The organism is Neisseria sp. P0009.S007 (assembly GCF_051962515.1).
This window is the reverse complement of record NZ_JBQCVF010000061.1, coordinates 1-12,171: the sequence shown is the minus strand read 5'-3', so window position 1 is coordinate 12,171 and position 12,171 is coordinate 1. Positions and strand designations below refer to the sequence as shown.

At 45.3% G+C, this 12,171-nt stretch carries 13 protein-coding genes; 4 read left to right on the top strand and 9 right to left on the bottom strand.

All coding sequences use genetic code 11. The features are described 5' to 3' along the window. Nucleotides 1–960 (top strand): bifunctional peptide-methionine (S)-S-oxide reductase MsrA/peptide-methionine (R)-S-oxide reductase MsrB (gene msrAB / locus ACTHS3_RS07230; RefSeq protein WP_440367539.1); only part of this gene is annotated, 960 nt, incomplete at its 5' end. A gap of 622 nt (nt 961–1,582) precedes the next feature. Here msrAB and purB read toward each other — a convergent pair. Beyond that, the gene (purB, locus tag ACTHS3_RS07225; RefSeq protein WP_004519181.1) at nt 1,583–2,953 is read right to left on the bottom strand and encodes an adenylosuccinate lyase; all 1,371 of its coding nucleotides are present in this window, start codon (nt 2,951–2,953) and stop codon (nt 1,583–1,585) included. A 210-nt stretch (nt 2,954–3,163) separates the two neighbouring features. On the opposite strand from purB, the gene ACTHS3_RS07220 reads away from it, so the two are divergent. Beyond that, on the top strand, nt 3,164–3,604 hold the full coding sequence (locus ACTHS3_RS07220) for a surface-adhesin E family protein (protein ID WP_004519182.1): 441 nt from the start codon (nt 3,164–3,166) through the stop codon (nt 3,602–3,604). A 333-nt stretch (nt 3,605–3,937) separates the two neighbouring features. On the opposite strand, the gene ACTHS3_RS07215 is transcribed toward ACTHS3_RS07220, so the two are convergent. Together ACTHS3_RS07215 and purD are read right to left on the bottom strand one after the other, a co-directional pair. Beyond that, nucleotides 3,938–4,507 (bottom strand): L-threonylcarbamoyladenylate synthase, encoded by a 570-nt coding sequence (locus ACTHS3_RS07215; protein WP_039861929.1) that lies wholly within the window; start codon nt 4,505–4,507, stop codon nt 3,938–3,940. A 72-nt stretch (nt 4,508–4,579) separates the two neighbouring features. Beyond that, on the bottom strand, nt 4,580–5,851 hold the full coding sequence (purD, locus tag ACTHS3_RS07210; RefSeq protein ID WP_004519185.1) for a phosphoribosylamine--glycine ligase: 1,272 nt from the start codon (nt 5,849–5,851) through the stop codon (nt 4,580–4,582). A 139-nt stretch (nt 5,852–5,990) separates the two neighbouring features. On the opposite strand from purD, the gene ACTHS3_RS07205 reads away from it, so the two are divergent. Further along, the gene (locus ACTHS3_RS07205) at nt 5,991–6,302 is read left to right on the top strand and encodes a DUF4298 domain-containing protein (protein ID WP_003747758.1); all 312 of its coding nucleotides are present in this window, start codon (nt 5,991–5,993) and stop codon (nt 6,300–6,302) included. 54 nt (nt 6,303–6,356) lie between these two features. Here the strand turns inward: ACTHS3_RS07205 and ACTHS3_RS07200 are convergent, their stop codons facing one another. From ACTHS3_RS07200 to ACTHS3_RS07180, 5 genes are all read right to left on the bottom strand, one after another. Then, nucleotides 6,357–6,968 carry an IMPACT family protein gene (locus ACTHS3_RS07200; RefSeq protein WP_004519187.1) on the bottom strand — a complete coding sequence of 204 codons (612 nt, stop codon included), beginning with the start codon at nt 6,966–6,968 and terminating at the stop codon, nt 6,357–6,359. A gap of 61 nt (nt 6,969–7,029) precedes the next feature. Next, nucleotides 7,030–7,962: an electron transfer flavoprotein subunit alpha/FixB family protein gene (locus ACTHS3_RS07195; protein ID WP_108699920.1), complete on the bottom strand. Its 933-nt coding sequence runs from the start codon at nt 7,960–7,962 to the stop codon at nt 7,030–7,032. A 10-nt stretch (nt 7,963–7,972) separates the two neighbouring features. Then, nucleotides 7,973–8,722: an electron transfer flavoprotein subunit beta/FixA family protein gene (locus tag ACTHS3_RS07190; protein WP_003686610.1), complete on the bottom strand. Its 750-nt coding sequence runs from the start codon at nt 8,720–8,722 to the stop codon at nt 7,973–7,975. A gap of 184 nt (nt 8,723–8,906) precedes the next feature. Continuing rightward, nucleotides 8,907–9,875: a lipopolysaccharide heptosyltransferase I gene (waaC, locus tag ACTHS3_RS07185; RefSeq protein ID WP_070624874.1), complete on the bottom strand. Its 969-nt coding sequence runs from the start codon at nt 9,873–9,875 to the stop codon at nt 8,907–8,909. 46 nt (nt 9,876–9,921) lie between these two features. Further along, nucleotides 9,922–10,557 carry a nicotinamidase gene (locus ACTHS3_RS07180; RefSeq protein ID WP_070624873.1) on the bottom strand — a complete coding sequence of 212 codons (636 nt, stop codon included), beginning with the start codon at nt 10,555–10,557 and terminating at the stop codon, nt 9,922–9,924. A gap of 170 nt (nt 10,558–10,727) precedes the next feature. Here ACTHS3_RS07180 and tsaA point away from each other — a divergent pair, with 170 nt between their 5' ends. Then, entirely contained in the window at nt 10,728–11,402 is a 675-nt protein-coding gene (gene tsaA, locus ACTHS3_RS07175; RefSeq protein ID WP_070624872.1) for a tRNA (N6-threonylcarbamoyladenosine(37)-N6)-methyltransferase TrmO, read from the top strand. A 95-nt stretch (nt 11,403–11,497) separates the two neighbouring features. On the opposite strand, the gene ACTHS3_RS07170 is transcribed toward tsaA, so the two are convergent. Further along, a partial coding sequence (locus ACTHS3_RS07170) for a type I glyceraldehyde-3-phosphate dehydrogenase (protein ID WP_440367535.1) occupies nt 11,498–12,171 on the bottom strand: 674 nt, incomplete at its 5' end.

The window sequence follows — 12,171 nt, the reverse complement described above, 5'->3', positions numbered from 1 at the left end:
GCCGGCGGCTGCTTCTGGGGCTTGGAAGCCTATTTCCAACGCATAGACGGCGTGGTTGACGCAGTATCCGGCTACGCTAACGGCAAAACGGAAAACCCAAGCTACGAAGACGTGTCCTACCGCGATACAGGCCATGCCGAAACCGTTAAAGTCACCTATGATGCCGACAAACTCAGCCTAGACGATATCCTGCAATATTTCTTCCGCGTCGTTGATCCAACCAGCCTCAACAAACAAGGCAACGACACCGGCACGCAATACCGCAGCGGCGTGTACTACACCGACCCCGCCGAAAAAGCCGTCATCGCCGCCGCACTCAAACGCGAGCAGCAAAAATACAAACTTCCCCTCGTCGTCGAAAACGAGCCGCTAAAAAACTTCTACGACGCCGAGGAATACCATCAGGACTACCTGATTAAAAACCCCAACGGCTACTGCCACATCGACATCCGCAAAGCCGACGAACCGCTGCCGAGCAAAACCAAAGCCGTCCCTCAAGGCAAAGGCTTTGACGCGGCAACGTATAAAAAACCCAGCGCTGCTGAACTCAAACGCATTCTGACCGAAGAGCAATACCAGGTTACCCAAAACAGCGAGACCGAATACGCCTTCAGCCACGAATACGACCACTTGTTCAAACCCGGCATTTATGTGGACATCGTCAGCGGCGAACCCCTGTTCAGCTCTGCCGACAAATTTGATTCCGGCTGCGGCTGGCCGAGTTTTACCCATCCAATTAATGCCTCCGCCGTTACCGAACACGACGATTTCAGCTATAACATGCGCCGCACCGAAGTGCGCAGCCACGCCGCCGACTCACACTTGGGACACGTCTTCCCCGACGGCCCGAAAGACAAAGGCGGCCTGCGCTATTGCATCAACGGCGCAAGTTTGAAATTCATTCCTTTGGAAGAAATGGACGCAGCCGGCTACGGTGCATTGAAAGACAAAGTGAAATAACGGATTGAATCGAAAAAGGCCGTCTGAAAAAGATTTCAGACGGCCTTAAATTTATAATTTATTTGGTCATGTCATAAAATGATGCAACAGAAAGTATTAAATACATTACTGATATCAAAATATATTTAATTTTTTTATCTCTAATTTCTTTCCATAAATGCAAGCATATAGGAAGCATCGTAAACACTAGAACCGCAATATTAAAACATAAAAGAAAGAGATATCCTTTAGAACTTTCTTTCCAAAAGGGTATAAAAAAACTTGTACATATCGAAAATCCAATTAGAAAAGAGACAATACTATTTAAAACATCAATAATTCTTGCCTCTATTTGAATAGAAACAAGATACGGAAAATTACATAATTGTAGAAACCTAAGAAAATGAAGATATGCCAATAATACATATATTGGAGTCAAACCCATAAAAGTATCAAATATATTTTTAAAAGGAATTTTTCCATGAAAATGTAATATACTGACTAACAAGCCGATTGGTAACCATATAATCAAATTTTCCTTACTTGGAAAATATTTAAACATCTAAAACTTTCTTCATTATTTTCATACTATATATTTAATTCAAAAAAAGCCATTTGAAGATTCAAATGGCTTTTTTATAAATCAAATTCGTTTTGCCAACTCTTCGGCCTTACCCACATACAACGCAGGGGTCAGCTCAAGCAATTTGGCTTTGGCTTCTGCCGGAATTTCCAACGATTCGATAAAGAGTTTCAACACTTCAGGCGTAATGCCGTCTTTACCGCGTGTCAGGTCTTTCAGCTTCTCGTAAGGATTGGCTACGCCGTAACGACGCATTACGGTTTGAATCGGCTCGGCCAGCAGCTCCCAAGTAGCGTCCAAATCGGCAGCAAGGGCGGCAGGATTCGGCTCAAGCTTGTTCAGACCGCGCAGATGGGCGGCAAAGCCCAATATGGTATAGCCCACGCCTACGCCCATATTGCGCAATACGGTGCTGTCGGTCAGGTCGCGCTGCCAACGGGAAATCGGCAGTTTTTCAGACAAAAAGCCCAATACGGCATTGGCCATACCGAGGTTGCCTTCGGAGTTTTCAAAGTCAATCGGATTGACTTTGTGCGGCATGGTGGAAGAACCGACTTCGCCTGCTTTAACTTTTTGTTTGAAGTAACCCAAAGAAATATAGCCCCAAACATCGCGGTTGAAGTCGATCAGAATCGTGTTGACACGGCTGATGGCTTGGAAGAATTCCGCCATATAGTCATGCGGCTCGATTTGAATGGTGTAGGGGTTGAAGGTCAGGCCGAGGCTGATTTCAACGAAGTTGCGGCAATGGGTTTCCCAATCCACATCGGGATAAGCGACCATATGGGCATTGTAGTTGCCGACTGCGCCGTTGATTTTGCCGAGGAACTCTTGCGCTTGCAGGTTTTTGAACTGGCGTTGCAGGCGGTACACGACATTGGCGATTTCTTTACCCAATGTGCTTGGTGTCGCAGGCTGGCCATGCGTGCGGCTCATCATAGGGACGGCAGCCAACTCATGCGCCATGCCGGTCAGTTTTTTGATGATTTCGGCCAGTTTCGGCAGCAAAACAGTCTCACGCGCTTCTTGCAGCATTAAAGCGTGGGACAGGTTATTGATGTCTTCGCTGGTGCAGGCAAAGTGGATGAACTCGCTGGCAGCAGCCACTTCAGGCACGCCGGAGAAGCGTTCTTTAAGCCAATATTCGATGGCTTTGACATCATGATTGGTGGTCGCCTCAATAGCTTTGACGGCGGCAGCATCTTCAAGCGAGAAGTTTTCGATCACTTTGTCGATTTCGGCAAGCGTAAAATCGCTGAAAGCAGGAACTTCTACAATCTTAGGTTCGGCGGCAAGGACTTTGAGCCAGTTTAATTCAACTTTGACACGCGCACGCATCAGGCCGTATTCGGAGAAAATCGGACGCAATGCTTCAACGGATTTGGCGTAGCGGCCATCTAATGGGGAAAGTGCAGCGATAGGGTTAATCATGTCGGATCTTCCTATGGGATGAAAACCAAATTGTTTGCAATTATACATGATTTTACACTCCAAGGCCGTCTGAAAGACAGGTTTCAGACGGCCTTTTCAGCGTATTTTTCATAAAATTCTTTTCAGAGGTTCAACTTTGCAAAATCGATTTACGATATATGCCATCTTCACGGATAATATCGGCTGACTTTCTGTAAATAATGAGGTTTTATGAATATCAAACGTTTTTCCCTAGCTGCAACCGTATTTGCGGCTTTGATGTTGAGTGCCTGTGAAACAACCACCACATCGAGCGGCGGCGGCAGCTGGACCAACATCGGCACCATCTCTGAAGGCAATATCAAAGTGGCTATTGATAGAAGCAGCATTAAAAGAAATGGCGCACTGGTTACTTTCCGCGATAAAAAAACCGTTTCCAAACTGAAAGAGGAACGTTTCGTCAACACGCCGGCCTATAAAACAGCCATCGGCAGCTGGGAAATTCATTGCTCAAACAAAACCTATCGCCTGGCAGCGCTGCAACTGATGGACGAACACGGCCGGGTAATTTCCAACCAAAGCTATACTCCGACCAGCATCCGCCCAATGAGCGTCATGAGCGGTACGATTACTGAAAAACAATACGAAACTGTGTGCGGACATAAGCTTTAATCCACACTTATTCACAAAGTTATCCACAGTTTAAATATTTAAAAGGCCGTCTGAATGCTTTGAATATCAAGTTTCAGACGGCATTTTTATGTTTTTATGGAAATTTATCTTCAAATTTATCCACAAAATTTGTTTATTCAAAAATAATTTATTAAAGCGATTCATTTACGCTCAAAATTTGCTTCATTCTTTCACAAAATACTGCTTTATCCTCTAGACTGCTATGCATCAAACTGGATCTGCGCTAAATGCTTTTCACACAGGTATTCCAATCTTTTGGAAAAAATTTGCTTCTCCAAATAAATACCTTTCCTTTGAAAATACAATTCTTCTTTAACGCAGCCTTGCCCCTGTTTCTCCGTCAATAATCTGGCTGGGCGTTTTCTGCTTACCTATCAATCCGCCTACAACCCAGACTTTCCTGCCAAACTGTCTTCTGACTTCCCTTTCCGTTTTGCACGCTCGTTTGCCTGCACGATTGCATGAAGTAGAGACTAAAGGCATTTCCAAAACCTGACACAAACGTCTTGCACCTGCGTGCGCAGGAACTCTGACAGCCAATTTACTACGTCTTTTTCCCCGCAATGAGGGCAATACTTTTTTGCCGGCCGGCAATAAAAAAGTTTTCGGAGCAGGCCATGCTTCATGCAGCATGGTTTGGATATTTTCAGACGGCCTTTGCAGCAAAGGTTGCAACTGTTCCAAGCTATGCCCAATGACAATCATGCCTTTGTGTTGCGGTCGTTTTTTCAGATGGATCAGTTGATTGAGTGCTTTAGGCAAAGTAGGGACACAGCCCAAGCCATAGCAAGACTCGGTGGGATAGGCGACCAAACCACCTTTTTTAAGATGCGCCTGCAGCCTGCGTTGGGCTGCAGCCGATAAAATTCTGGGAAACATCATCATCATACCAAGGCCGTCTGAAACTGAGATTGTCGGACAATCTGTGTTCAGACGGCCTATTTCTATTCATTATTAACGGTTGATGGCTTTATCGGCAATGTCTTTACGGTATTGCATACCGTCAAAACGGATTGTTTCCAATGCCTCATAAGCCTTACTCTTAGCTTGTGCAACATCATCGCCCAAACCGACTACACACAACACACGGCCGCCGTTGGTTACAACTTCGCCTTTTTCATTCGTTGCAGTACCGGCATGGAAAACTTTACCGATTTGATTAGCCTGATCCAAGCCGAAGATCACATCGCCTTTTTTCGGAGAGTCAGGATAATTTTGTGCGGCTAACACTACACCTACCGCAGGCTGCGGATTCCATTCGGCGGTAACACTATCCAGTTTGCCGTCGATTGCCGCTTCAACCAAGTCCACTAAATCGCTATCCAAACGGCTCATAATCGGCTGGGTTTCAGGGTCGCCGAAACGGCAGTTGAATTCGATGGTATAAGGCGCACCTGTTTTATCAATCATCAAGCCCGCGTATAAAAAGCCGGTAAATTCATGACCTTCTGCTTTCATACCGGCCACAGTCGGCAAAATAATTTCATTCATCGCGCGCTCGTAAACATCAGGCGTTACCGCCGGAGCAGGGCTATATGCGCCCATACCGCCGGTATTAGGGCCTTTGTCGTCATCCAGCAGGCGTTTATGGTCTTGACTGGTTGCCATCGGCAAAACATGATTGCCGTCCACCATAACGATAAAGCTCGCTTCCTCGCCTTGCAGGAAATCTTCAATCACAACACGCGCGCCTGCATTGCCCATTTTGTTGCCCAACAACATATCATCAATAGCGGCATGGGCCTCATCCAAAGTCATGGCGACAATCACGCCTTTACCGGCAGCCAAACCATCCGCTTTAATAACAATCGGTGCACCTTTTCGATTGACGTAATCATGTGCCGCATCGGCATTTTCAAAGGTTTGGTATTGCGCGGTTGGAATCTTATATTTTGCCATAAATGCTTTAGCAAAATCTTTTGAACTCTCCAGCTGGGCTGCGTATTGAGTCGGGCCAAAAATCTTCAATCCGGCAGCACGGAAGTCATTCACCACACCGGCAGCCAAAGGAGCTTCAGGGCCGACTACGGTAAAGGCAATATTTTCATTACGGCAAAAATCAATCAAATCTTGATGCGCCGTCAACGCTATATTCTGCAGTTTAGGCTCAATTGCCGTTCCGGCATTACCAGGTGCAACAAAGACAGTTTCTACTTTAGACGACTGCGCCAATTTCCAAGCCAGTGCATGTTCACGTCCACCATTACCAATAACGAGCAATTTCATACCGTCTCCTTGAAGAATAGATGTTGTAAATAAAATTCAATCGATGGAATATTATTCCATCTTGCATAGCTGTTTCAAATTAAGAATAATATCGCACCAAGACAACCATACTCTAATTTCAAACAACGAAAGGAAAATCATGCAAAAACGTATTGACGAAATTCAAAGCAAATACCGCGAATGGTGCGAATTACTGCCGCAACTGGAAGCAGATATCGCCCGCTGGAAACATGCCGCAAGCCTCATGCAAGACATGGATGACTTCTATACCAACGAATACCAAGCATGCCATCAGGCCATTGAAGAAGGGGCAGATGTTGATTTGCGAACACAGGGCGAATACAGCATTATGAGCGAAGATGCCCTATGGAATGCACTGGGAGAATTTCATCAACTGGCTTGGGAACACCTGCGCTCAAGCGTAAATGCTTTAGACAGATACCAAGGCTAAAACATCAAAGGCCGTCTGAAACTTTTGATTTCTCAAATATGTTCAGACGACCTTTTATTCAAACGGCTTCTCAGTATCTACTTCAATTTGGCGCGTATTTTTCCAAGCAGCAATACAAGCTTCATAATCGGCCAATGCTATTTTCACTGTCAACTTACAATCCAGCTGTAAATCCTGTTCCACAATATCGGCCTGATATTGTTTGGCAATCCGTATAGCCTCATTCAAAACAGGATATTCACACTTCAACCAAACTGTCTTTTCGATGTTCTTTTCAACAACTTCAGCTATCGCCAATGCCTGAGCTGTTGATTCCTTATAAGCATGAATCAGACCGGGAACACCCAATAGCGTACCGCCAAAATAACGTACAACCACAACCAACACATCCGTTACGCCGACAGAATCAATCTGCCCCAAAATAGGGCGGCCTGCGCTTCCGGACGGTTCTCCATCATCGTTTGCGCGAAACTGCATTCCATCCACACCCAATCGATAGGCATAGCACCAATGTCGCGCCTTGTGATGTTCTTCCTTTAATGGGTCGAGATACTTCTTCACATCAGCCAAAGTGCGAATCGGATAGGCATATGCAATAAAACGGCTGCCTTTATCTTTAAATTCAGCCTGTGTCGGTGTGGTAATGGTTTTATAGGTCGTAATCATGCCAAAATATTTTCAGACGGCCTTTGTTATAAAAGGCCGTCTGAACGTTTCACGTGAAACATTAGTTTTTCAGTGCTTCAGTCAATTGAGGCACAACTTCAAACAAATCACCAACCAAGCCATAATCTGCTACATTGAAAATCGGAGCGTCAGCATCTTTGTTGATAGCAACGATCACTTTACTGTCCTGCATACCGGCAACGTGTTGGATAGCACCGGAAATACCGATAGCAAAGTACAGTTGCGGCGCAACCACTTTACCGGTTTGACCGACTTGAGCATCGTTTGGCGCATACTCGGCATCCACTGCCGCACGGGAAGCACCAATCGCCGCACCCAAAGCATCCGCCAAAGGAGTTAACACTTCATTAAATTTTTCAGCACTGCCCAATGCACGGCCACCGGAAACAATCACTTTTGCCTGAGTCAATTCAGGACGGTCAGACTGAGAAAGTTGACGGTTTACAAAACGGCTCAGGTTTTGAGCAGGCGCTGCCTCAACATTGACCACTTCTGCATTACCGCCTTGTTCGGCAGCATCAAATGCGGTTGCACGGAAAGTCAGCACCAATTTTTCAGAATTGGATTGAACAGTTTCAAACGCGTTACCGGCATAAATCGGACGGACAAATGTCGAGTTATCCACAACTTCGGTTAAATCGGAAACTTGTGGCACATCCAATAGGGCTGCTACTCGGGGCAATAGATTTTTACCAAACGCAGTTGCAGTCGCAGCCACATAGCGGTAATCCGCAGCCAGTTTAACAACCAAAGGCGCCAATTCTTCTGCCAAACCTTCAGCGTAATAGGGCGCATCGGCTACCAAAACTTTCGCTACACCTGCAACCTGTTTTGCCTCTTCAACGACTGCAGCAGCATTACTGCCGGCAATCAATAAATCTACATTACCCAATTGAGCGGCAGCCGTCACCGCATGCAAAGTGGCAGGATTCAAATGTTGGTTATTATGTTCCGCAATAATCAATACGCTCATTTCATACTCCTTAGATCACTTTGGCTTCGTTTTTCAGCTTTTCAACCAACTCGGCAACATCAGCCACTTTCACACCGGCTTGACGTGCTTTAGGTTCGGCAAATTTCACGGTATTTAAACGCGGAGAAATATCCACAGCCAAATCGGCAGGACTTAATTTTTCCAAAGGCTTTTTCTTTGCAGCCATGATATTAGGAAGTTTGACAAAGCGTGGTTCGTTCAAACGCAAATCCGCACTAATGACCGCAGGCAGCTTCAACGCAACAGTTTCTTCGCCGCCGTCAATTTCACGGGTTACCAATGCTTCTTCGCCTTCAATTTGCACTTTTGATGCAAAAGTACCTTGAGCCGCATTCAACAACGCAGCCAGCATTTGGGCAACTTGGTTGGCGTCATCGTCAATTGCCTGTTTACCCAGCAGTAAAATTTGCGGATTTTCTTTATCCGCAACAGCTTTCAGTAATTTTGCGACAGCCAAAGGCTCCAACTTCGCATCAGTCTCAACATGAACCGCACGGTCGGCACCCATCGCCAAAGCAGTACGCAATGTCTCTTCGCATTTTTTCTCGCCAAGAGAAACAGCAACAATCTCGCTTACTTTTCCGGCTTCTTTCAAACGGACAGCTTCTTCTACCGCGATTTCATCAAACGGGTTCATCGACATTTTGACATTACCGATATCCACATCGGAACCATCGGCTTTCACACGAACTTTGACGTTGTAGTCCACTACGCGCTTTACTGCGACCAGTGCTTTCATTCAATTCTCCTAAAAAGAATGTCCATCAAATCAAGCATACTGCTTTTGATACATTCTTTATATAAAATCCAATTCGGTTTTCACCAACATGACAAAACCAAACTTATATAAATCTTGGCAAATAGAGCGGAATTATATCATTTCTAAAGCATTTACTCAGAAAATAAATCCAACTCCCCAGCAATTATTTACCGTATGCTGCAACACAATCCATCAAGGTTTGATAGACCTCGTCAACATTGGGAATTTGAGCAATACCGCCTAAATTTTTCGCATAAGCCGAAACTTGAACGCCGGTCTTAGCCGGATCTGTATCTGTATAAATTCCTACGACAGGCTTTTCCAACGCATTGGCAAGATGCAGCAATCCGGTATCTACGCCAATAATACCCTCTGCATTTTTCAATAAAAATGCAGCCTGTAATAAATTCATTTTGTCGCAAACCGAAGCGAACAGTAAATTGCTTGCAATCTGTTCGGCTCGTATTTTTTCGGTTTCATTTCCCCACGGCAGATATATATTGCATCGTTGTTTTTCATTCAACTTCTTCAATAATGCACGCCAGTGTTCTACCGGCCATAATTTACTGTCGCGACTGGTTGCATGCAAAGCAACATAATAAGGGGATTGCACATTTTTCAGACGGCCTGATTCAGGAATCGATAAACCAAACACCTGCGTTTCAGGCATTGTATAACCAAATACTTGGGCGAATAACTCACGGTTTCGCCAGACCGCATTTTTACCTTTTGGCACGGCAAACGTTTTGCTGTACACAAGAGCCGCCAAACTTTCACGCGCGCTGTGTTTATCCAAACCGTAAATAGGGGATTTCGCCATTTTGGCAAAACATGCGCTTTTAATCAGTCCTTGACTATCTAAAACAAAATCAAAAGATTCAGCCTGTAAATCCGTTTTCAGACGGCCTATTTCACGCCACGTTTCAGCCTGAAAAAGGTGCTTGCGCCATTGCCGCCATTTCATTACATGAACTTTTTTGACAAAAGGATGTAAGCGCGCAATATCTGCAAACCCTGCCTCACACAGCCAATGGAGCTCTACCTCAGGACATTGTCGCGCCAAATCTTCAACTGCGGACAACGTATGAATTAAATCGCCCATACTGGACAAGCGGACAAGTAAAATCTTCATATTTTGAAAGATGTTTCACGTGAAACAATAGGATTTAAAATATATTTTATTGATTATTAATGTATTTTTTTATTTCTTCGGCGTTTTCTAAAACAACTGCTCCGGCGGAACGCATTTCCTGCCATGCGGATTCAACCGTTTCCGGAGCAATGCCGCGACAAGCCGCCTGATTGACGATGACTTTCCAAGCCCCGCCTTTAAGCAACTGTAAAACTGTTGTCTTCACACAATAATCCGTTGCCAAACCGCCGACAATAACTGTATCTGCATTTTGACAGCGCAACCATTCGATCAAACCTGTACTGAGCTTTTCTTCAATATCGTGAAAACATGCGCCGTAAGGATGCAATTCAGGATCAACGCCTTTCCAAACGCAATAATCGTATTCTTTGGCTGAAGGCAGGCCATCCAACAATTCATAGCCATATGTTCCCACCATCGCATGCGCCACCCAAGTCAAATCCGCATCGGGCAAACCCGTCGGCTTCAACATATCAACAGGATTATCCACAAGCCATTTTGCCGCGGCATGATGCGCATCTTTCGTCATCACGCGCAAATCCGCCAATGCAGCTTGAGCATTGAGTTCATCCGCAATCAGATGACCTTCGGCAACAGGCAATTCTTTCGGGCACAAAGGCGTAAACGTTTTTTGTGCATCTACATCGATAGAAACAATCATGGATTAATATAACCTATTGATTTTATTTTAAATGATTTAAATTTTGTATTTATTGCCAATGTTCGGACATTTGGAATAAATGCTTTGTATTATAACAAATTACGACCGCAAAAGGTGGGAAAACATCTGTGATATGATGACAGTTTGTACAGAATATTTATCCACAAATTATGTCCTATTCGATTACGCCTATTGCAACCGTTCATTCCCCCTACAAGCAAAAATTCGGCATTGCCCGCCAACCCGGTTTGGTTCCTGCGGCAGAAATTTGCATTGAACTCTCTCCTGAATTTACCGCAGACAGCGTTCGGGGATTGGAAGATTTCGACTATGTGTGGATAAGTTTTATTTTCCACGCCGTATTGGATGAAGGTTGGGCACAAATGGTGCGTCCGCCACGGCTTGGAGGCAAACAAAAAATGGGCGTATTTGCCACGCGCAGCCCGCACCGCCCCAATCATCTCGGCTTATCTCTGCTGAAACTCGAACGCATCGAAACAGGCAAACCTGTCCACATTTATTGCAGCGGCGCAGACCTGTTGGACGGTACTCCGGTAGTGGATATCAAACCCTACATCCCGTTTGTCGAATCCAAACCAGACGCATCATCGGGCTTTGTCAGCGGCAAACCTGAAGAATTGAGCGTAGTCTGGGCAGAAAGTACGCTTGCGGAACATTTATCCACAGAAGAAAAACATCTTATTGAGCAAAGCATTGCCCAAGATCCCCGTCCTGCTTACCAAGATATTCCCGAACGGATTTATGTAATGAATATTGCGGATTATGAAGTGCAGTTTAGGATAGAAAACAAATGTGCCACAGTGATTAAACTATCCATAATCTGATTACAAATTGAATCTTTCTACAAACAAAAGGCCGTCTGAAATGTTCAGACGGCCTTTGAGTTATCCACAGATTGATTGATTCAGCCTGTTATCCTTTAGATTTTGCTGGCAAAGAATTCCAAGGTACGAACCAATTGGCAAGTGTAAGACATTTCATTGTCGTACCAAGCAACGGTTTTTACCAATTGTTTGTCGCCTACGGTCATCACGCGGGTTTGAGTGGCATCGAAGAGTGAGCCGTATTCAATACCGATGACGTCGGAAGAAACGATTTGATCTTCAGTGTAGCCGTAAGACTCGCTGGCGGCAGCTTTCATCGCTGCATTGATTTCTTCTTTGGTAACAGGGCGTTCGAGAATAGAAACCAGTTCGGTCAAAGAGCCGGTAGCAACAGGAACGCGTTGGGCAGAACCATCAAGTTTACCGTTCAATTCAGGGATAACCAAGCCAATGGCTTTAGCGGCACCAGTGCTGTTCGGTACGATATTCAAGGCAGCGGCACGGGCGCGGCGGAAGTCGCCTTTGCGGTGTGGCGCGTCAAGGGTGTTTTGGTCGCCGGTATAGGCATGGATGGTAGTCATCAAGCCTTCGACAATACCGAATTCTTTTTGTAATACCGCAGCCATAGGAGCCAGGCAGTTAGTCGTACAAGAAGCGGCGGAGATGACGGTTTCGCTACCATCCAAAATATTTTGGTTTACGCCGTATACAACGGTTTTCACATCATTGCCGCCAGGTGCAGAAATCACAACTTTGCGCGCACCGGCAC

Coding starts and splice junctions, on each gene's coding strand:
- purB (WP_004519181.1), bottom strand. CDS start 2,953: ATGATTAACCCTATCGCTGCACTTTCCCCATTAGATGGCCGCTACGCC.
- ACTHS3_RS07220 (WP_004519182.1), top strand. CDS start 3,164: ATGAATATCAAACGTTTTTCCCTAGCTGCAACCGTATTTGCGGCTTTG.
- ACTHS3_RS07215 (WP_039861929.1), bottom strand. CDS start 4,507: ATGATGTTTCCCAGAATTTTATCGGCTGCAGCCCAACGCAGGCTGCAG.
- purD (WP_004519185.1), bottom strand. CDS start 5,851: ATGAAATTGCTCGTTATTGGTAATGGTGGACGTGAACATGCACTGGCT.
- ACTHS3_RS07205 (WP_003747758.1), top strand. CDS start 5,991: ATGCAAAAACGTATTGACGAAATTCAAAGCAAATACCGCGAATGGTGC.
- ACTHS3_RS07200 (WP_004519187.1), bottom strand. CDS start 6,968: ATGATTACGACCTATAAAACCATTACCACACCGACACAGGCTGAATTT.
- ACTHS3_RS07195 (WP_108699920.1), bottom strand. CDS start 7,962: ATGAGCGTATTGATTATTGCGGAACATAATAACCAACATTTGAATCCT.
- ACTHS3_RS07190 (WP_003686610.1), bottom strand. CDS start 8,722: ATGAAAGCACTGGTCGCAGTAAAGCGCGTAGTGGACTACAACGTCAAA.
- waaC (WP_070624874.1), bottom strand. CDS start 9,875: ATGAAGATTTTACTTGTCCGCTTGTCCAGTATGGGCGATTTAATTCAT.
- ACTHS3_RS07180 (WP_070624873.1), bottom strand. CDS start 10,557: ATGATTGTTTCTATCGATGTAGATGCACAAAAAACGTTTACGCCTTTG.
- tsaA (WP_070624872.1), top strand. CDS start 10,728: ATGTCCTATTCGATTACGCCTATTGCAACCGTTCATTCCCCCTACAAG.